Origin of the sequence: Synechococcus sp. J7-Johnson (assembly GCF_024345795.1) — a bacterium.
Lineage (GTDB): Bacteria > Cyanobacteriota > Cyanobacteriia > PCC-6307 > Cyanobiaceae > Regnicoccus_A.
Map to the genome: position 1 here is coordinate 1 of NZ_JAGQBU010000004.1, position 17,725 is coordinate 17,725.

At 65.1% G+C, this 17,725-nt stretch carries 21 protein-coding genes and 1 pseudogene; 15 read left to right on the forward strand and 7 right to left on the reverse strand.

Translation table 11 applies throughout. The annotated features are described in order from the left end of the window. Both KBY93_RS03090 and KBY93_RS03095 read right to left on the reverse strand, forming a co-directional pair. Positions 1–866 (reverse strand): annotated as a pseudogene (locus tag KBY93_RS03090) (hypothetical protein); the annotation flags it as partial. 143 nt (positions 867–1,009) lie between these two features. Continuing rightward, a complete protein-coding gene (locus KBY93_RS03095; RefSeq protein ID WP_255092785.1) occupies positions 1,010–1,162 on the reverse strand; it encodes a hypothetical protein in 153 nt (50 codons plus the stop codon). A gap of 49 nt (positions 1,163–1,211) precedes the next feature. Between KBY93_RS03095 and msrA the strand changes: the two genes are divergently transcribed. Genes msrA through KBY93_RS03110 form a run of 3 tightly spaced genes read left to right on the forward strand, consistent with a single transcriptional unit; the run spans position 1,212 to position 3,146 of the window. After that, a complete protein-coding gene (gene msrA, locus KBY93_RS03100; RefSeq protein ID WP_255092786.1) occupies positions 1,212–1,853 on the forward strand; it encodes a peptide-methionine (S)-S-oxide reductase MsrA in 642 nt (213 codons plus the stop codon). A 1-nt stretch (position 1,854) separates the two neighbouring features. Beyond that, positions 1,855–2,460 (forward strand): cytochrome b/b6 domain-containing protein, encoded by a 606-nt coding sequence (locus KBY93_RS03105; protein WP_255092787.1) that lies wholly within the window; start codon positions 1,855–1,857, stop codon positions 2,458–2,460. After that, positions 2,457–3,146, forward strand: coding sequence for a molybdopterin-dependent oxidoreductase (locus tag KBY93_RS03110; RefSeq protein WP_255092788.1), 690 nt, complete (start codon positions 2,457–2,459; stop codon positions 3,144–3,146). The genes KBY93_RS03105 and KBY93_RS03110 overlap by 4 nt, the downstream gene beginning before the upstream one ends. A 324-nt stretch (positions 3,147–3,470) precedes the next feature. Here KBY93_RS03110 and KBY93_RS03115 read toward each other — a convergent pair whose 3' ends face one another. Continuing rightward, positions 3,471–4,181, reverse strand: a complete 711-nt coding sequence (locus KBY93_RS03115; RefSeq protein ID WP_255092789.1) for a DUF4079 domain-containing protein — start codon at positions 4,179–4,181, stop codon at positions 3,471–3,473. Positions 4,182–4,184: 3 nt separating this feature from the next. After that, positions 4,185–4,658, reverse strand: a complete 474-nt coding sequence (locus KBY93_RS03120) for a DM13 domain-containing protein (RefSeq protein WP_255092790.1) — start codon at positions 4,656–4,658, stop codon at positions 4,185–4,187. A gap of 74 nt (positions 4,659–4,732) precedes the next feature. Here KBY93_RS03120 and KBY93_RS03125 point away from each other — a divergent pair, with 74 nt between their 5' ends. The 7 genes from KBY93_RS03125 (at position 4,733) to KBY93_RS03155 (ending at position 10,939) form a co-directional block, all read left to right on the forward strand. Continuing rightward, positions 4,733–5,716: a DMT family transporter gene (locus tag KBY93_RS03125; RefSeq protein ID WP_255092791.1), complete on the forward strand. Its 984-nt coding sequence runs from the start codon at positions 4,733–4,735 to the stop codon at positions 5,714–5,716. A 40-nt stretch (positions 5,717–5,756) separates the two neighbouring features. Further along, entirely contained in the window at positions 5,757–6,323 is a 567-nt protein-coding gene (locus tag KBY93_RS03130; protein ID WP_255092792.1) for a sigma-70 family RNA polymerase sigma factor, read from the forward strand. Next, complete coding sequence (locus KBY93_RS03135) at positions 6,320–7,060, forward strand: anti-sigma factor (protein WP_255092793.1); 741 nt, start codon at positions 6,320–6,322, stop codon at positions 7,058–7,060. The genes KBY93_RS03130 and KBY93_RS03135 overlap by 4 nt, the downstream gene beginning before the upstream one ends. Before the next feature lie 117 nt (positions 7,061–7,177). Further along, positions 7,178–9,073, forward strand: coding sequence for a molecular chaperone HtpG (htpG, locus tag KBY93_RS03140; protein WP_255092794.1), 1,896 nt, complete (start codon positions 7,178–7,180; stop codon positions 9,071–9,073). A 97-nt stretch (positions 9,074–9,170) separates the two neighbouring features. Continuing rightward, complete coding sequence (rpmB, locus tag KBY93_RS03145) at positions 9,171–9,407, forward strand: 50S ribosomal protein L28 (protein ID WP_094553967.1); 237 nt, start codon at positions 9,171–9,173, stop codon at positions 9,405–9,407. Between the two features lie 23 nt (positions 9,408–9,430). After that, entirely contained in the window at positions 9,431–10,009 is a 579-nt protein-coding gene (locus tag KBY93_RS03150; RefSeq protein ID WP_255092795.1) for a peroxiredoxin, read from the forward strand. A 111-nt stretch (positions 10,010–10,120) separates the two neighbouring features. Then, on the forward strand, positions 10,121–10,939 hold the full coding sequence (locus KBY93_RS03155) for a mechanosensitive ion channel family protein (protein WP_255092796.1): 819 nt from the start codon (positions 10,121–10,123) through the stop codon (positions 10,937–10,939). Positions 10,940–10,952: 13 nt separating this feature from the next. Here KBY93_RS03155 and csaB read toward each other — a convergent pair whose 3' ends face one another. Then, complete coding sequence (csaB, locus tag KBY93_RS03160; RefSeq protein WP_255092797.1) at positions 10,953–12,011, reverse strand: polysaccharide pyruvyl transferase CsaB; 1,059 nt, start codon at positions 12,009–12,011, stop codon at positions 10,953–10,955. A 143-nt stretch (positions 12,012–12,154) separates the two neighbouring features. On the opposite strand from csaB, the gene KBY93_RS03165 reads away from it, so the two are divergent. Further along, the gene (locus KBY93_RS03165) at positions 12,155–12,298 is read left to right on the forward strand and encodes a chlorophyll a/b-binding protein (RefSeq protein WP_255092798.1); all 144 of its coding nucleotides are present in this window, start codon (positions 12,155–12,157) and stop codon (positions 12,296–12,298) included. Between the two features lie 67 nt (positions 12,299–12,365). On the opposite strand, the gene KBY93_RS03170 is transcribed toward KBY93_RS03165, so the two are convergent. Then, entirely contained in the window at positions 12,366–12,842 is a 477-nt protein-coding gene (locus KBY93_RS03170) for a hypothetical protein (RefSeq protein WP_255092799.1), read from the reverse strand. 189 nt (positions 12,843–13,031) lie between these two features. On the opposite strand from KBY93_RS03170, the gene KBY93_RS03175 reads away from it, so the two are divergent. The 3 genes from KBY93_RS03175 to psaK all read left to right on the forward strand — a co-directional run bounded on the left by KBY93_RS03175 (position 13,032) and on the right by psaK (position 14,001). After that, entirely contained in the window at positions 13,032–13,331 is a 300-nt protein-coding gene (locus KBY93_RS03175) for a DUF2499 domain-containing protein (RefSeq protein ID WP_255092800.1), read from the forward strand. Continuing rightward, on the forward strand, positions 13,328–13,648 hold the full coding sequence (locus KBY93_RS03180; protein ID WP_255092801.1) for a DUF3593 domain-containing protein: 321 nt from the start codon (positions 13,328–13,330) through the stop codon (positions 13,646–13,648). Before KBY93_RS03175 ends, KBY93_RS03180 begins: the two co-directional genes overlap by 4 nt. Positions 13,649–13,743: 95 nt before the next feature. Next, positions 13,744–14,001: a photosystem I reaction center subunit PsaK gene (psaK, locus tag KBY93_RS03185; RefSeq protein WP_094553974.1), complete on the forward strand. Its 258-nt coding sequence runs from the start codon at positions 13,744–13,746 to the stop codon at positions 13,999–14,001. Between the two features lie 109 nt (positions 14,002–14,110). Here psaK and dxs read toward each other — a convergent pair whose 3' ends face one another. After that, complete coding sequence (dxs, locus tag KBY93_RS03190; protein ID WP_255092802.1) at positions 14,111–16,024, reverse strand: 1-deoxy-D-xylulose-5-phosphate synthase; 1,914 nt, start codon at positions 16,022–16,024, stop codon at positions 14,111–14,113. Between the two features lie 107 nt (positions 16,025–16,131). Between dxs and ilvA the strand changes: the two genes are divergently transcribed. Beyond that, positions 16,132–17,694 (forward strand): threonine ammonia-lyase, biosynthetic, encoded by a 1,563-nt coding sequence (gene ilvA, locus KBY93_RS03195; protein ID WP_255092803.1) that lies wholly within the window; start codon positions 16,132–16,134, stop codon positions 17,692–17,694. Positions 17,695–17,725: the final 31 nt, after the last annotated feature.

A 17,725-nucleotide genomic window follows, 5' to 3' on the forward strand; every position in this document is an offset into this window, starting at 1 on the left:
GCTCGGAACACTCTCTTCCGTTGCGGTGGTTTGGGTTTCGGGCATGGAGGGCCGCCATTCCAGCCAACCAAAACCCATGCTGACAGCCGTGCCAAGAATGCTGTTGTGGAACTTTTAGGCAGCCCTGCCATGGAGGGGTGACTCGCGACCAGGCTGAGCCAGGGTGCGGCATTAGGAGCGGAGGCTGCGGCAATCGGCGCGTCAGGCTGAATTGAGGGCCGGGGTTCGTCGCCTCCCCAACTCCAGGTGTTTCGAAACCAGAGGGTGGGCAGCAGATGAAGGGTGTGGGGATCGGGGCCGCAGTTGGTGACGCTGAGGCGGATGAGGATGTCGTCCGGGGACTGCTTGGCGTATTCCACCTGCACGTCGCAGAAGCGATCGCCGGCGAAGATACCTGTGTCCAAGAGCTCATATTCGGGCGCGTCCCGGCCCCGGCGGCCGTTCTCCGCGATCAGCTCCCCATAGGGAAAGCAGCCATTGGGGTAGCGGTACAACCCCTTCATGTGGCTATGGCTGGGGGTACTGTCGCGATAGAAATAGATTTCCTTTACGTCTTCTCCATGGTTGCCCTGGGGGCCGGTCAGACCGAAGAGTCTCTCCTTGAGGAAGGGGTCCAGGCCATTCCAGAGAGCGAAAGAGAAACAGAGCCGTTGGTGGTTATCGCATAGGCCCAGCAGGCCGTCCTCCCCCCAGCGGTAGGCCCGCGAGCGGGCCTGATCGAACGGGAAATGGTTCCAGGCCTCGCCATCGGCGCTGTAGTCCTCCCGCACCGTTCCCCACTGGCGATCGCTGAGGTAAGGGCCCCAGGGGCGCCAGCGGGCTTCACGGAGATCGTCGGCAGCCAGCCGCTGCCGTTCAGCCGACATGGTCTGCCACCACCTGGCCCCGCAGACCCGAGCGCTTCAGATCGGCGGGGTTCATCAGGATCTTGTCGCGATGGGGCTTACCCCGTAAATCTTCGCCTCTTTGTACACGACTTCGCCGTGTTGGGAGTAGCTGCGAGCCGTGATCAACGCCAGCTCCGGAAGGGTATGGGTTTGGGGAACGTCGGCACGCTGAACAGCGGGCCCTGCTCGCTGAATTCCCGCTTCGTTTCATCGATCGTGGCAATCGAGCCGTAGCCCGGCGCGGTGCGGGCGATCACCGGCCAAGAATTCCCCATCCAATCAGCGCGTTCACCGGTATCTCTTGCATCACACCACGAACCTGCCATGCGTTCGCGCTACCTCTCTCCGCTGTTGGCCCTCGGCCTGCTGCTGCTGGCACCAGCCCAGGCCACCGCAGGGCCAGCGGCGACCCGGTCGGCGACACCGCCGGCACCCCTGCAAACCGCCGTGCTGGCGGGGGGCTGCTTCTGGGGGGTGGAGGGCGTGTTCGAGCACGTCAAGGGCGTGCGCGAGGTGGTCTCCGGCTACGCCGGAGGCAGCCGCTCGGAGGCCAGCTACGACACGGTCAGCAGCGGCCGAACCGGCCATGCCGAGGCGGTTCGGATCCGCTTCGATCCCCGAAGGGTTTCCTACGGTCAATTGCTGACGATCTACTTCAAGGTCGCCCACGATCCGACCCAGCTCAACCGCCAGGGTCCCGACCAGGGCCCCCAGTACCGCTCGGCGATCTTCACCGCCAACCCGGAGCAACGACGCACCGCCCTCGAGACGATCAACCAGCTCAGCCGCGCCCGCCGCTTCCCGCAGCCGATCGTCACCCAGGTGGTGCCCCTGCAGGCCTTCTACCCCGCCGAGGCCTACCACCAGAACTTCATGGCACGGAACCCCCTCCACCCCTACATCGTGGTCCACGACCAGCCGAAGCTGGCGCGGCTGCGGGCCCTGTACCCGGCGATGGCCCTCTGAGATGGCCCACACGTCCGCCCGCCAGCCCCACCACCCGCTCTGGACCCGGGCCTTCCACGGCTTCAACCTGGTGGTGCTGTTGGTGATGGCCGCCAGCGGCCTGCAGATCTACAACGCCAACCCGGTCTTCGGGGGCCGGGGCGGAGCCGTCGTGCCGGAGTTGTTCACCCTCGGCGGCTGGCTGGCGGGCGGCCGCGACTGGCACTTTGGCTTCATGGGCCTCTACGCCCTCAACCTGGGTCTCTGGCTGGCCCTGCTGGTCCAGCGTCGCCGCCGGCGCCTGGGGGAACTCGGCGATCTCACCGCTCTGAAGGCCAGCGCCAGTGCGCCACGGCGGCGGCTCTCGGCCCACCGGATCGTCTACACCCTGATGCTGATCGTGCTGGCCTTCAGCCTGATCAGTGGTCTGGCGATGTACAAACCGGCTCAGTTCTGGTGGCTCACCAGCCTGTTCGCCCTCGCTGAACCGCTCGGGGTGACCAGCTGGCAGATGCTGCGGGTGAGCCACCTGGCCACGATTCCAGCGATGGTGCTGCTGGTGCTGGCGCACGTGGTGTTGAGCTGGCGTGTCGGGGGCCTGCGCCTGCTGCGGGCCATGACCCTGTGAACCGGCGTCAGCTCCTCGGCCTGGGCCTCGGGGGCAGCTCCTCCCTCTTTTTGGGGGGCTGCGCCCTGAACGGCCTCAGCGCGGCGGTGGGCGACGCCACCCAGCCCCTAAACGAGCGCATCGAAGCCCTGCTCCAGGGCCAGGGGAAGGTGCCCGAATTCAGGCCCGATAAGGTGGAGCCCGCCGCGCTGCTGGTGAACAGCTTCAACGGCGTGCCGCGCCTTGATCCAGAGCGCTACCGCCTCCAGGTGAAGGGACTGGTGGGCCGTCCCCTGAGCCTCGATCTGGGGGCCCTCGCCGCCCTGCCCCAGCACACCTGCGTCATGCGCCATGTCTGCGTGGAGGGCTGGGCGGCGGTGGTGGCCTGGTCGGGGGTGCGGCTGGCGGATGTGCTGCGGCTGGCGCAGCTTTCGCCCCTGGGCGGCTACCTACTGATTGACTCCGCAGACAGCTACTTCGAGAGCTGGGATCTGGCCTCGGCCCTGCACCCCCAGACCCTCCTGGCCACCCACATGAACGGGGCGCCCTTGCCGGCAGCGAACGGCGCCCCGGTGCGCCTGACCGCGCCGATCAAGCTGGGCTACAAGCAGAGCAAATGGGTCACCGGCCTGCGGGTGACCGCGCAGCTGGGAGAGCGGCGCGGCACCTGGGAAGACCAGGGCTACGAGTGGTTCGCCGGGCTCTGAGCTGCCTCAGCGGCGGAACGCAGCAGCAATAACCTTTCGATTGGCACCCCAGGGATTTTCGGTCGGCAACCCCCAGGATCCAGACCCCCGGATGCCCACCCAGCCGATCCCAGGAGCTGCGCCCCAAGGTCAAATCCGCCCAGACACAGCCTGGTCATGGCCAGGAAGAACAGGGGCCAGGGCATGCGCATCACCATCGAACACTGGCTGGCGCCAGAGCCGTTGCCAGAGGGTGTGCTGAACACCCAGGGACTGCCAATGGCGGCGGCGGGCCGACTGGGCCGAAGATCGGCCGGCCAGGGTTTCGAAGGGCACAATGAATCCTCAGGGAGTGGACGAAGGCGCGGGCGGCGGACAGCGCTGGGCCTGGAAATCACAGGCATCGAGCGCAGGCTTCTGCCAGCTGAGCGGTATCTCGAGCAGATCCTGGGGTCCGCTGATCCCCTGGGCCAGGAAGATCAGGACTGCCAGCGCGTTGGCGCTGACGTGCAACCGCCGCCAGCGCAGGTGCTTGTGGATCTCGGGGCGGCAGGCCACCGAGAACAGCATCAGGCCGGTGAGACCAACCCCGCCCCAGAAGTGCGACTGCCAGAAGGCCGGATCGAGGGGGTTGTCGCTGAGCCGGAACACCTCCGGCTGCAGCCCCAGGCCGATCACACCGGCCCAGCAGAGCAGGGCAATGCTGGCCCGATAGGGGGGTTGCTTCACCCGCCAGAGGGCCGCCAGGGCGACCCCGGATCCGATCAGCACCATCACCATCAGCGCCAGCCGCGAGCTTCCCCCCTCAAAGGATGAGAGGGGATGCTTGGTGGCGATCACCACCGCCTCGGCCAGCAGCACGATCGCCACCACCGAGCCCGCCAGCCACTTGCCGAGATCAGCATGATCACGGCCCACCGTGGGCGGGTGCTTGGCCTGGGTGAGGCGGCGGTCCCGCGTCTGCTGCGCCAGCCGCAGCACCATGCCCAGCAGGGGATAGACAAGCACCACCGCCAGGGCCGGGTGAAGCAGCCAAAGCCAATCGACGGATTGCATGGCTCAGGGCTTCAGGGGGGCCCAGGCCATCGTGGCGTTGAATTTCTTGCACCAGATCAGCACCGAACCCTGCTTGCTCAGGTCGATCGAGGCGGGAATCACATAGCTCTGGGCACCCGAGGCGGATTTCAACGAGGCGAGGATCGTGTAGGAGCCAGCCTTGAGGGGGTAGCCAGGGGCCTTAGTGCTCACCAGAGGGGTGGCCGACGGGCTGAAGATCACCTTCAGGTCGGGAGCCATGTCGTTGGTCTTGAAATCACTGCTGAGAACAAGCATCTGCTTGCCACCTTCCTTCTTGACCATGAAGCTGCCGCTGACGGGCGCTTCGGCCTTGCGGAAGCTGTGCTTAACCATGGCGCCCGCTGGAGCCATCATTTTGTCCTCTTTCATCATGCTCTGCGCATGAACGGGCACAGCGGAACCGCCGAGCAGGGCCAGGGCCAGGGTGCCGACCAGGGTTGTCTTGAGAGCCATCATGACGAATGCGGAAAGAGTGGGGAAGCCAAGGCCATGAACCGAAGCGGCATGGTCCTCAGACTCTCCCTGTACCGATGAGCGCACCGATCGGATTGGTGCTGAGGGATCCTGGTTGGCGGCGAGGTATTCCCCTTGGGCTCTACGTGTTGCTCAAGGGTCTTGATGCCACGGTGCTCAAAGCACTGCAGACCTATGGAGCCGCCCACACGGTGAACGGTGAAAACCCGATCAGCTTCTGCAACGTGTTTTTCGTGGCCCAGCTGGTGATCGGACTGGCCTCCCTGATCCCAGGCCGGGCCTCGATCCAGCCAGGGATAGCACTGTTGAACCGGGCGGACCGAAAGCTGCTGTTCATCGATGCCGGCCTGGGGCTGTTCATCGGCCCGATCGCCTACTACTTCGCCCTCGAATCCCTGTCGGTGATCAGCCAGACCCTGCTGTTCGCCCTGGTTCTACCGGTCTCAGCCCTGCTGGCCCGCCAGTTTCTTGCTGAAACCCTGCCGCGGGGTTTCTGGCTCAGTCTCAGCCTGATCGCCACTGGGCTGTTGCTGCCAGGGGCGGCGATGGCGGCGGCGGGTGGGCACGGCGATCAGCTGAGCGGTTATTGCTGGGCCCTGGTGGGAGTGCTGGCCTTCGGCTCCACCGCGGTGACCGGCCGCAGCATCGCAACCCGGCACTGGCCGGCCGTGGTCACGGTGGGCATTCCCTCAACGATCTCTGCGCTGCTGTTCGGAATCATCGCTCTGGTGCTGTTCGGACCCGGACACTTCCACCTGCTCAACCTGCGCTGGGTCGTCGGCGTGATCCTGATCTACGGCCTGACCCTGTCCCTGGGAAGCACTGTGGCCCTGGGACTGGCTTACCGCCAGAACAATGTGGCGACCGTGTCGATCTGGGGCTCACTGACGATCGTGGTGGCGATCGCCAGCGCCTCACTGTTTCTGGGGGAGCCACTGGGCATGGCCACCGTGGCGGGGGTGGCGTTCCTGCTGGCGGGAATCATGGTCAGCCACCGCTCCAACCAATCCGATCGGATCCTTCGCCGGTATGTCTCCTGACGATGCCGCAGCGACTGCCCGCATGGGAGTCCAACCATCCATGGCTGATTCTCCGATCCGGGCAGCGTTGGATAAGGCGCTGATGGCACACCAGCCACCCCATGACGATCTGGCCGGCCTCTATGACGCCTGCTCAGGGCCGGTGTATCGCCTGGCCCTGCGGCTTTGCTGCTCAAGCCAGGAGGCGGAAGATCTCTGTCACGACGTCTTTCTGCGCTACTGGCAACAGGACCGCTACGAACCTACCCGCGGACCGGTGCTGGCCTATCTGTTGTTGTTGACCCGCTCGATGGCAATCAACCGGATCAACCAGCGCAAGAACCGCTGGCAGCTGCTGCAACGCTGGTCACAGCAGTTGTTCCCCCGTGCTGGGCCCGGCCCCCAGGCCAGTGCAGAGGCCGAAGATCTGGCCGGAAGGGTTCGCACGGCCCTCGCGGCGATTCCGACCAATCAACGCGAGGTACTGGAGATGGCTTACTACGAAGGCCTGAGCCAGTCGGCCATCGCCGAGCGGTTGCAACAGCCCCTCGGCACCGTCAAGACCCGCTCCCGACAGGGCCTGATCCGCCTGCGGGAGCTGCTGATCGATTTCCGGAGCACCCCATGAACCCCCACCCCCACGACAGCAACCCGGAGAGCTCAAGCGACGCCCTTTTGGCTGGCCATGCCCTCGGTGACCTGGATGCAGCCGAACGGGAGCAGCTCTCGTCATTGCTGCTTCGCAGGCCTGAGTTGCGCGATCGCCTCGGCGAATTCCAGACCACCCTGGAACTGCTCCCCCTGGCCTTGCCGGCGGCGACGCCACCGCTGCGCCTCCGCCGCCGGCTGCTGGAGCAGCGGGATCAGCAGCCAAGCCCGGCCAGGCCCTTCGTCTGGGGGATCACAGCCCTGCTGGGCGTCGCCGTGATCGGCCTTGGCCTCGTGCAGCAGCAGACCAGCCGGCAACTGGCCCAGCTTCAGAACCAACTCAGCAGCCAGGCTCAGGGTGAGATCCGCTCAGCCTGGCCAAGCAGCGCCACCGCGCCGAGGCGCCTGCCGCTGGAAACCACCACCGCCGGCCTCCCGACGAACGGGGAGGTGATGGTGACGGGCAACCCGACCCACAACGTGCTGATGTTGAACAATCTGCCGCCAGCCCCACCCCGACACTTCTATCGGCTCTGGGCCAGGGTTGATGGCGAGCTTATGGGCTGCGTCTCCTTCGTGCCCACTGAGCAGGGCCATGTGGCGATGTTGATCCCACCAATGCCCACCAGCCTGGCCACCAGCGTGAGCGTGAGCCTGGAAACCGATCCGATCGGCCGTTCGCCCAGCGGGCCGATGCTGCTCAGCAGCAGCCTCTGAAGCGAGCCTGGCTCAGGCCAGCGCGCCCGTGGTTCGGTCACCCCTCCTCCGGAGCCCTTGATCAGCTCTACAGCCTTTCACTAGGGTCGACAGGACAAGATTCATTCTTCATTTGCCATGACGGTGCTGGAACAAGGCCAGATTCAGATCCACACCGAGAACATCTTCCCGATCATCAAGAAGGCCGTCTATTCCGGCCACGAGGTGTTCCTCAGGGAGCTGGTCAGTAATGCGGTGGATGCAATCAGCAAACGCCGCATGGCCGCCATGGCAGGCGACTGCAGCGAAGGGTCCGAAGGGCTGGTGAGCATCAGGATTGACCGTGAGGCCAAAACACTCACCATCAGCGATAACGGCATCGGCATGAGCGCCGATGAGGTGAAGCGCTACATCAACCAGGTGGCTTTTTCCAGCGCTGAAGACTTTCTTGAGAAGTACAAGCGCGAAGACGATGCGATCATCGGCCATTTCGGCCTCGGCTTCTACTCCAGTTTCATGGTGGCCGAGCGGGTCGAGCTGATCAGCCTCAGCGCCAGCCCAGGCGCAGAAGCGGTGCGCTGGAGCTGTGATGGCTCCCCCAACTTCAGTCTGGAATCCGGTGAACGCACCGAACCCGGTACGGATGTGATCCTGTATCTGCAGGAGGAGGAGCTGGAGTACATCGAGCCGGCCCGCATTCGCTCCCTGATCACCACCTACTGCGACTTTCTGCCGGTGGCCGTGCAGCTGGAGGGCGAAACGGTGAACAAGCGGGAGGCGCCCTGGCGCAAAATCCCGCGGGAGCTGAGCGACGACGATTACATCGCCCTCTATCGCTATCTCTACCCGTTCCAGGGTGATCCACTCCTCTGGGTGCACCTGAACACCGACTATCCCTACACCCTGCAAGGCATCCTCTATTTCCCTCGGCTCACCGGGCGGGCCGACTGGGAGAAAGGCGAGATCCGCCTTTACTGCAACCAGGTGTTCGTGAGCGACTCGATCAAGGAGGTGGTGCCCCGCTATCTGCTGCCTCTGCGAGGAGTGATCGACTCCCCCGACATCCCCCTCAACGTGAGCCGCAGCGCGCTGCAGACGGATAGGCGTGTCCGCTCGATCGGTGGCTTCGTGGCCAAGAAGGTGGGAGACCGGCTCAAGGAGCTGCACCGCGATGAGCCCGCCCGCTATGCCGAGATCTGGGAGGGAATCGCCCCTTTCATCAAGATCGGAGCCATGGAGGACGAGAAGTTCGCCGATCAGGTGGCCGAGCTGATTCTGTTCGGCACCACCGCCGCTGCCGCGGACATTGACCCCATCGCCGCTGGAGACAAGGCCTACACCACCCTCAGCGGCTACTGCAGCCGTCTCGGTGGGGCTGATCAAAAGCGCATCCTCTACTGCACCGATGAAGCGTCCCAGGCCGGCCCCCTGGCCCTGTGGCAAGGAGAGGGGGCGGAAGTGCTCCTGGCCGACACCCTGATCGATGCCCAGTTCATCCCCTGGCTGGAGGCCCGCCACGAGGAGCTCAGCTTCCGCCGGGTCGATGCCGAACTGGATGACAGCCTGCGCGAGCAGGAGAGCGAGTTGGTGGATGCCGAGGGCAAGGACAGCTCCGAGCAGCTGCGGGAGCTGTTCAAGACCGCCCTAGGCGATGGACGCATCACCATCCAGGTGCAGGCCCTGAAAGGGGAGAACGCCCCTGCGGCCCTGATCCTTTTGCCCGAGCAGATGCGTCGCCTCAACGACATGGGTGCCCTGATGGAGCAGCGACTGCCGGGGCTCCCCGACCATCACGTGCTGCTGGTGAACCGCCGCCATCCGCTGGTGGAGGGGCTGCTCAAGCTCGCGGCCGGCTCGGTGATCACCGCCGCAGGTGGGGCGTCACCCAGTCAGCAGCTGGCCAGCGATCTCAGCCGCCATCTCCACGACATGGCTCGCCTCGCCGTGGGGGGACTGGAGCCCAACCAGCTGGCCGGCTTCCAGCAGCGCAGTGCTGAACTGATGGGCCGCCTGATGGAACGGGGCCTCGGCTGATTGGGCGAGTGTCGGGACACCCCATTTGTTAAGGTGGCCCCTTGGCAATATCCAGTTTCACTGGAGCTTGCCAGTCCCATGCGTATCGGTTGCCTTCATGTCACGGGTTTGTCAGCTCACCGGCAAGCGCGCCAACAACGGCATGGCTGTTAGCCATTCCCACGTGCGCACCAAGAAACTCCAACAGGTGAACCTGCAGGAACGCCGGCTCTGGTGGGCGGAGGGTAACCGCTGGGTGAAGCTGAGGGTCGCCACCAGCACCCTGCGCACGATCCAGAAAAAAGGTCTTGGCGCCTATGCCCGCGAACTCGGCATCAACCTGGCCAAGATCTGATTCTCCTCTGAAGTCCGCACCCCGTGAACCGCCGCCAACTCCTGGAAGGAGCGCTAGTTCACGCCGGTCCGGCCCTTTTGGTTCCTGGCCTGGTGGCTCCCCTGCTCGGCTGGCCTCTCAAAGCCAGCGCGCTGGGTGGAACGCTGCCGCCCCTTGATCAGCCTGCGCCCGATTTTTGCCTGCCTGGATTCGGCCCTAATCTCGACCCGTCCGGCAGCCTTTCTCTCAGTGACCTGAAGGGTAAATGGCTTGCGCTTTACTTCTATCCCAAGGATTTCACCGGCGGCTGCACCCTTGAAGCGCGCGGTTTTCAGCGCGATCTGGAGCAGTTCCATCTGCTTGGTGCCCAGGTTGTTGGTGTCAGCGCTGATGACGTTGCTGACCATGCCTCCTTCTGTGACAGCGAAGGGTTGGTGTTTCCCCTGCTCTCCGACCCCGGCGGGGCAGTCAGCCAGCGCTATGGATCCTGGATCGCCCCCTTCTCCCAGCGGCACACCTTTCTGATCGACCCGAAGGGGGTGCTCAGGGCCCGCTGGGTTGCGGTCCGCCCCCAGGGCCACAGCCGGGAGGTGCTCGATGAACTCTCCCGTCTCCAGGCCTGATCGTCTTCTGAGCGAAGCAGGGCAGGGCAGCCAATGTTTCCAATTGCCAACAGCGTTGTTGACGTAACAGACGTTTAACGTTGAGGGTGAACCCGTCTTTCTCTGAGTTCCGTGCCGGATATCACTGCTCTGATCGCTACAACGGTCGTTCCATTCCTATTCAAGTTGGTGGGGGCGGTAGCCCTCTGGATCGTTGGTGGCTGGTTGATCCAGTTCGCCATGAAGCTGACCCGGGGGGCACTGCGTACCAGCAGCCTCGATGCCACGGTGATCTCCTACCTGCTGAACATCCTCGGCGCCGTGCTGAGGGTGATCCTCGTGGTGGCCATCCTCGGCTTCTTCGGGATTGAAACAGCCAGCTTCGCCGCTCTGCTGGCCGGCGCCGGCGTGGCGATCGGGGCGGCCTGGAGCGGCATGCTCGGCAACTTCGCAGCCGGGGTGTTCCTGCAGGTGTTCCGTCCATTCAGCGTCGGCGATTTCATCACGGCTGCCGGCGTCACCGGCACTGTGGAAGAGATCGGCATGTTCGTGACCTCGATGCTGGCTCCCGACAACGTGCGCAACATCGTGCCCAACGGCAAGCTGTTCGGCGACACCATCCAGAACTATTCCGTGCATGACTTCCGCCGGGTGGAACTGGTGGCCCAGCTCGACAACAGCGCCGATGTGGCCAAAGCGATCAGCCTGCTAAAAGCAGGACTGGCCACGGTGCCCAATCAGTTCAAGGGCATGCCTGGCGATGTGGAAGTGCTTGAGTTCAGCGAGCGCGGTCCGAAGCTGGCGGTGCGGCCCTACACCCACACCTCCAACTACTGGCAGGTCTATTTCGACACCAACCGCATGATCGTCGACGTGCTTGGGGCCAACGGCTTCCCAGTGCCGCGCATTCCAGTGGCGATGGCCTCCGCTGCTGCCAGCTCTTTGAACTGAAACTGAACCCAGTTCAGCGCCCCAGCCAGCGCCTCAGCAACTCGCCGTGGACTGCTGTGTCCCGGCGCAGTCCCTCCACCATCTGCGGCTGGGGGGGCTGATCCAGTTGCTGAAGCCAGTCCCGCTCAAGGTTGAAGGAATCCTGGGGCTGGTCCAGATCGATACAGGAGCAAGCCAGGGAGTCAGCGGCAGCGCGCACCTTGGGGTCGTAGCTGAGGGCGGCCAGGGGTGCACCGGCCAGTGCCGCCACGATCAGCCCGTGCAGCCGCATTGAGAGCACCAGTGCGGAGCCGCAGAAGATCTCCATCGCCTCCTCGGGCGTGGCAACGAGCTCTTCCCGGCTGCGTCGGTAGAGCCGCTGTGGGACAAGCCCCTGGTCCTGCAATGCAGCGAGCAGGCCCCGGTCCTGATCCCGGTGAAACGGCAGCCAGATCACCTCCCGATCCGCAGCGGCTGCCACAGCGTCGAGGGCCTCCAGCAGGGGCGTCCAGCGCACGCCCTCCAAAAGCTGGGTGGGCCGCCAGCAGAGCACCAGGGGGCCACCTTGACCATGCCAGGGCCTTGTCGCCAACGACCAGACAGGATCACTGCCAAGCTGACCTGGCCTTCCCCAGGCAGCGGCCAGGCCAGCTGATCCCGGATCCCTCCAACTGCTGGCCTGCACCAGGGTCAGCAGTCGCCGGACCAGCAGGCGACTGCGGCGCCGGCGCAGAGGCCCCAGTCCCTGGCCCCAGAGCAGCACAGGCTTTCCGTGCAGTCGTGCCGAGATGATCAGGGCGGCGTAATAGAGGAGGCTGCGGAAGCTGGTGGCGTCCTGAAGCAAACTGCCTCCCCCCAGCACAAGAGCATCACATCGGTCGAGAGCACGGCGCACCGTCGCGAAATCCCTCCGCGCACAGGTGCGCACCCCCAGGCGCTGCTCCACCTCCCCCTGATCGAAGGCGGTCACGAGCGGATCACAGCCCTGGGGCAACTGGGCCAGCAGGGCGGTCAGCAGGGCATCGTCGCCCAGGTTGTGCTCGCCGTAGTAGCCGCAGAGCAGCGGTTGAACCCTCTTGCGCTCTGGTGCCACCAGACTCCCGATCCAACCTGCGGAGAGGCTACGGGAACATGGACGGCGCACCCAGGCCCAAGGGGCGCCCAGGCCAATCCCTCCAGGCTGTAGCCAGAACGTTTACTTGCTGTTACAGTTTGCGCAACACCGCTTCACATTCGATGTCCACCTCTGATTCCCGCTTCGGCTTCGTCTCCTTCGCTGAAACCTGGAATGGCCGCCTTGCCATGCTCGGATTCGTGATCGGGCTTGCAACCGAGCTTCTCACCGGTCAAGGCATTCTCGGCCAGATCGGTCTGGGCTGAAATCCACTGCCCGGCATCACCTCAGACCCGTCCGTTCACGCGGACGGGTTTTTTCCTTGAGCTGGACCTAGCCAGCACCGGTTGCCTTGAACACCAGGCAAAGCACCGAATCACGGCTCACCCCCATCGTCCCCTGACGAACCCGGCTGCAGGCCAGATGGTAGGCCTGTGGATTGCCGTAGGCGATGCGTCGGTGCTGAGGTGACCTCCACCACTCCAAGGCGACACGTTCAGAGGTCCAGTAGCCAGGACGTGCAGGACAGGCCAGCACCTCACCCAGCAACCTCCACCCGGCAGGAAGGATCAGTCGCTCAAACGGCGACGGGATGCCAAGCACCCCCCCATGGGAACAGTCACCAGCAGCCTCCATGGCAGTGCGCTGCTCATGGGCATAGATCTCCACCGCCCTTTGAAGCTCTGCAGGCACACGGCGGTAGCTGGGGCCCAAGAGGGTCTGTCGCCGAAGGCTCACAGCCTCCACCGTCTCGTGGGCAGCCGACGGGGCCGATGGACTGATGACACCCGCTTCAGCCGACACACTCATCCGTCCATGGCTCAGTGCCAGCAGCGCTGAGAAGCCAGTCAGAAGGTTGAGCCTGAGGCAATGGTGGTTTGGCCCCATGTCTCAAGGACATCGATACCGAATGATGCCGCTTCGGGGTCCACGACGTGGTGACTCTCCGCAGGAGCTCTGGGTTCCGTACATTGCGGTTCCACCTGGTCGCCGGGCGCCATGCATGCCCTTTCACTGCCCACCTGGTGGATCCATGTGGCCTCGGTGCTGGAATGGGTCCTGGCGATGGCGGCCGTGATCCACTGGGGTGAGCGGCGCGGCGAAACGGAATGGCGCTGGCTTGCCCTGGCCATGCTGCCGGCGCTGGTGAGCGCCATGGCCGCCTGCACCTGGCATCTGTTCGACAACCCCCGGGAGCTCCAGGGTCTTGTGGTCTTCCAGGCCGGCACCACCTTGCTGGGCAACGTGGCCCTGGCAGCGGCAGCCTGGACGCTGCTGCCCGAAAGGAGCCGGTCATGAGCGCCCTGGGGGTTCTGGCGTCCGTGGATCCCGGCCCCCTGTTCGTGCTGTCGCTGCTGCCCTATCTGGCTTTCCTGCGCTGGGCCGGGGCCAGCGGGCGTTTCCCGCCCCTGGCTCTGCGCGGGTTCCAGTTCACCTTGGTGTTCGTGGCCGTCACGATCGGCGCGGCTGTGGTGGCAGAGCAGCGCTTCGGCCAGCAACTGGCCGATGTGGACCCCCTCCATGGAGGGGCAGAGGCCTTCCTGACGGTGGCCAACCTGCTGGTGCTCTGGGGCTTCAGCCGCGGCGAGAAGGAGCCATCCGGTCCGGAGCCCTGAAGCGGAAGCCTGGGCCTGAGCAGTGAACAAGTCTTAAGCGCGGGTGAACTGTCGGCGGTTCCCCCGCAGGATGGGGCGTCAGTTTTAGATCGTCCATGATCACTCCTCTTCTCGCCATGGCGCCCGCCTCGCTGACCTGGTCGCCGAAGGTGGCGTTGGTGATGATCGTCTGCAACGTGATCGCCATTGGCATCGGCAAGGCCACCATCAAGTACCCCTCCGAGGGCGCCCAGTTGCCCAACTCCCAGTTCTTCGGTGGCCTGAGCCACGCCTCCCTGCTGGCCACCACCAGCCTGGGTCACATCTTCGGCATCGGCGCCATCCAGGGCCTGGCCTCCCGCGGTGTGCTCTGAAGCCCAGGCCCAAGCCGAGCATCAAAGCAATCACCAACAAAGGGCGGGCCGCACACCCGCCCTTTGTGCTGAGCGTGAATCCAGCAGCTGCCTGAGCCTGTGCCGCGATTCAGACCACAGCCGGCTGGCGTTGGATCCCAAGCAGGGGGAAGCGCTGCAGGATGCGGTCGGCCATCTGGGGCGGGGTGAGCCCGAGGGCTTTCTTGCTCTGATCCGGGCTGGCATGGTCCACCAGCTGATCGGGGATGCCGATGCGGAATACGGGCACCATCAACTCGTGGTCGTTGAGAGATTCGACGACAGCCGCTCCAAACCCTCCGGGAAGGGCGCCTTCCTCCATCGTCACCACCCGGCCGATGCGGCGGGCCAGGGGCAGGATCAGGCTTTCATCGAGGGGGCGCAGGAAGCGGGCATTCACCACTGCGGCCCTGATGCCCTGCTCCTGCAGCAGACCAGCCGTGGCCATGGCCGGTGCCACCATGGCGCCGTAGGCCACGATCAACAGATCATCGCCGTCGGCCAGCTGCTCACCGTGGCCGATCTCCAGAGGCTCCCAGCCCTCTTCCATCAAGGGCACCCCTTCGCCTTCGCCGCGCGGGAAGCGGATGGCACAGGGGCCGTCGTGGCCGATCGAGGTGACCAGCATCCGCTGCAGCTCCGCCTCGTCCTTGGGGGCCATCACGGTGAAATTGGGCACAGCCCGCAGATAACTGATGTCGTACTGGCCCTGGTGGGTGGGACCATCAGCGCCCACGATTCCGGCCCGATCGAGCACGAAGGTGACCGGCAGTTTCTGGATGCCTACGTCGTGGATGAGCTGGTCGTAAGCACGCTGGAGGAAGGTGCTGTAGATCGCCACGACAGGCTTGAGCCCAGCCGTGGCCATGCCCGCCGCCATGGTGACGGCATGTTGCTCAGCGATCCCCACATCGAAATACTGCTTGGGCAGGGCCTTCTCGAGCAGATCGAGGCCGGTGCCGGTGGCCATGGCCGCCGTGATCCCCACCACAGTGGGGTCCTGTTCACAGATGCGGACCAGGGTCTGGCCGAAGACCTTGCTGTAGCTGGGGGGTTTCGGCTTGCTGGAGGGGAAGGCCTTGCCGGTCTTGAGGTCGAAGGCCGACTGGGCGTGGTAAGCAACCTGATCAGCCTCAGCGTAGGGATAGCCCTTGCCTTTGGTCGTGGCCACATGGACCAGCACAGGACCTTCGCAGCGGTGGGCGGCGTTGAAGGTGCGCACCATCTCGGCGATGTCGTGGCCGTCGATCGGACCCATGTAGGTGAAGCCCAGCTCCTCGAACACGGCGCCCACCTTGGGCACCGCCAGCCGGCGCATGCTCTCCTTGAGCCGCTCGAGCTCGGGCGGAAGCTCCCCGTGCATGAACGGCAGGTGCTTGACGGCCTCCTCGGCGCTGCCGGAGAGGAACTGCAGCGGCGGGCTCAGCCGCATGCGGTTGAGGTAAGTGGAAAGGGCGCCCACCGGCGGTGAGATCGACATGTCGTTGTCGTTGAGCACCACCAGCAACGGGGTTTTGGGAAGGTGCCCGGCGTGGTTGATCGCCTCGAGCGCCATGCCACCGGTGAGGGCACCATCACCGATCACCGCAACGCATTTGAACTCTTCGCCGCGGCGGTCGCGAGCCAGGGCCATGCCCAGGGCCGCCGAAATGCTTGTGGAGGCGTGACCTGCCCCGAAGTGATCGAAGCCGCACTCGCTCCGCTTGAGGTAGCCCGCCACCCCGCCCTGCTGGCGCAGGGTGTGGAACTGGTGATAGCGCCCCGTGACCAGCTTGTGGGGGTAGGCCTGGTGGCCCACATCCCAGACCACCCTGTCCTGGTCGAGGTCGAGGGTCTGGTAGAGGGCCAGGGTGAGTTCCACCACACCCAGCCCTGGCCCGAGATGGCCGCCGCTGGTGGACACCACCTCCAGATGCTTCTCACGAATCTGACGAGCTATGGCTTCTAGCTCGCCGATGCTGAGGCCATGCAGCTGGTTGGGATGGCTCAGCTCGCTGAGATGCATACCCTGATCAGTTCTGAGAATTCAATCTACGGCCTGCCTCAGGAGGAATGGGGGCAACGGTCACCTTTCCTGAGGCCGGCCGTTCTGCTGACCGGCAGACTGGAGCCATGGACGACATACTGCAGCGCATCCTGCGGGCACGGGTCTACGACGTGGCGATCGAGTCGCCACTCGATCCAGCCCCCAACCTGTCGCGGCGGCTCGGCAACACCGTGCTGCTCAAGCGCGAAGACCTCCAGCCAGTGTTTTCCTTCAAGCTGCGCGGGGCCTACAACCGCATGGCCCAGCTCACGCCGCTTGAACTGAAGCGTGGTGTGATCGCGGCCAGCGCCGGCAACCACGCCCAGGGAGTGGCCCTGGCGGCCGAGAGGCTGGGCTGTCACGCCGTGATCGTGATGCCGCTCACCACACCCGCCATGAAAGTGCGTGCCGTGGCCGACCGCGGTGCCGAGGTGGTCCTGCACGGAGACACCTACGACGAGGCTTGCCTGCGGGCCAGGAGCCTGGAGCAGGAGCGGGGCCTCACCTTCATCCATCCCTTCGACGATCCGGAGGTGATCGCCGGCCAGGGCACCGTTGGCCTGGAGATCCTGCGCCAGTGCTCGGCTCCACCCGATGTCATCTATGTGGCGGTGGGCGGCGGCGGGCTGATCGCCGGCATCGCCGCCTTCATCAAGAACGTCTGGCCGCAGGTGGAGGTGATCGGTGTCGAGCCCGTGGATGCCGATGCTATGACCCGCTCCCTGGCGGCAGGCCGGCGGGTGAGCATGGAGCAGGTGGGTCTCTTCGCCGATGGGGTGGCCGTTCGCCAGGTGGGAGTGCACACCTTCGCCCTGGCTCAGCGCTACGTGGATGCCATGGTCACGGTGGACACCGATGAGATCTGCGCCGCGATCAAGGACGTCTTCGAGGACACCCGCTCGATCCTCGAGCCGGCAGGCGCGCTGGCGGTGGCCGGCATGAAGGCCGATGTGCAGCGGCGAGGGCTGAAGCAGCGCACCTTGGTGGCCGTGGCCTGCGGCGCCAACATGAATTTCGATCGTCTGCGCTTCGTGGCCGAGAGAGCCGAGCTCGGGGAGGAGCGCGAAGCGATGCTGGCGGTGGAGATTCCCGAGCGCCCTGGCAGCCTGCGCGAGCTCTGCGAGCTGCTGGGCTCCCGCAGCCTGACTGAATTCAGCTACCGGATGGCCGATCACCGCCTGGCCCACATTTTCCTGGGGGTGCAGGTAGACGGGCACCGGGACACCGAGGCGTTGATCGGCCAGCTCAGCGCCGGCGGATTCCCCTGCCTTGACCTCAGCAGCAACGAGCTGGCCAAGCTCCACCTGCGCCACATGGTGGGAGGGCGCCTGCCTGAAGCGGCTTGTCACAGCGGCGGGGCTCCGCCGCGGGAACTCCTCTACCGCTTCGAATTTCCCGAACGGCCTGGCGCACTGATGGCCTTCGTCAATGCCCTCCACCCCAACTGGTCGATCAGCATCTTCCATTACCGCAACCAGGGGGCCGACGTGGGCCGCATCGTGGTGGGGGTGCAGGTGGAGGAACAGGATTCCAGCGCCTGGGAGCTCTTCCTCTCAGGCCTCGGCTACCGCCACTGGGACGAGACCCAGAATCCTGCCTATCGGTTGTTCCTCGGCCCTGCCAGCCTCCCGGTGCCGGCCCTAGCCTGAGCCGTCCCGGCTCAGCTGCGGTACGGTGCGG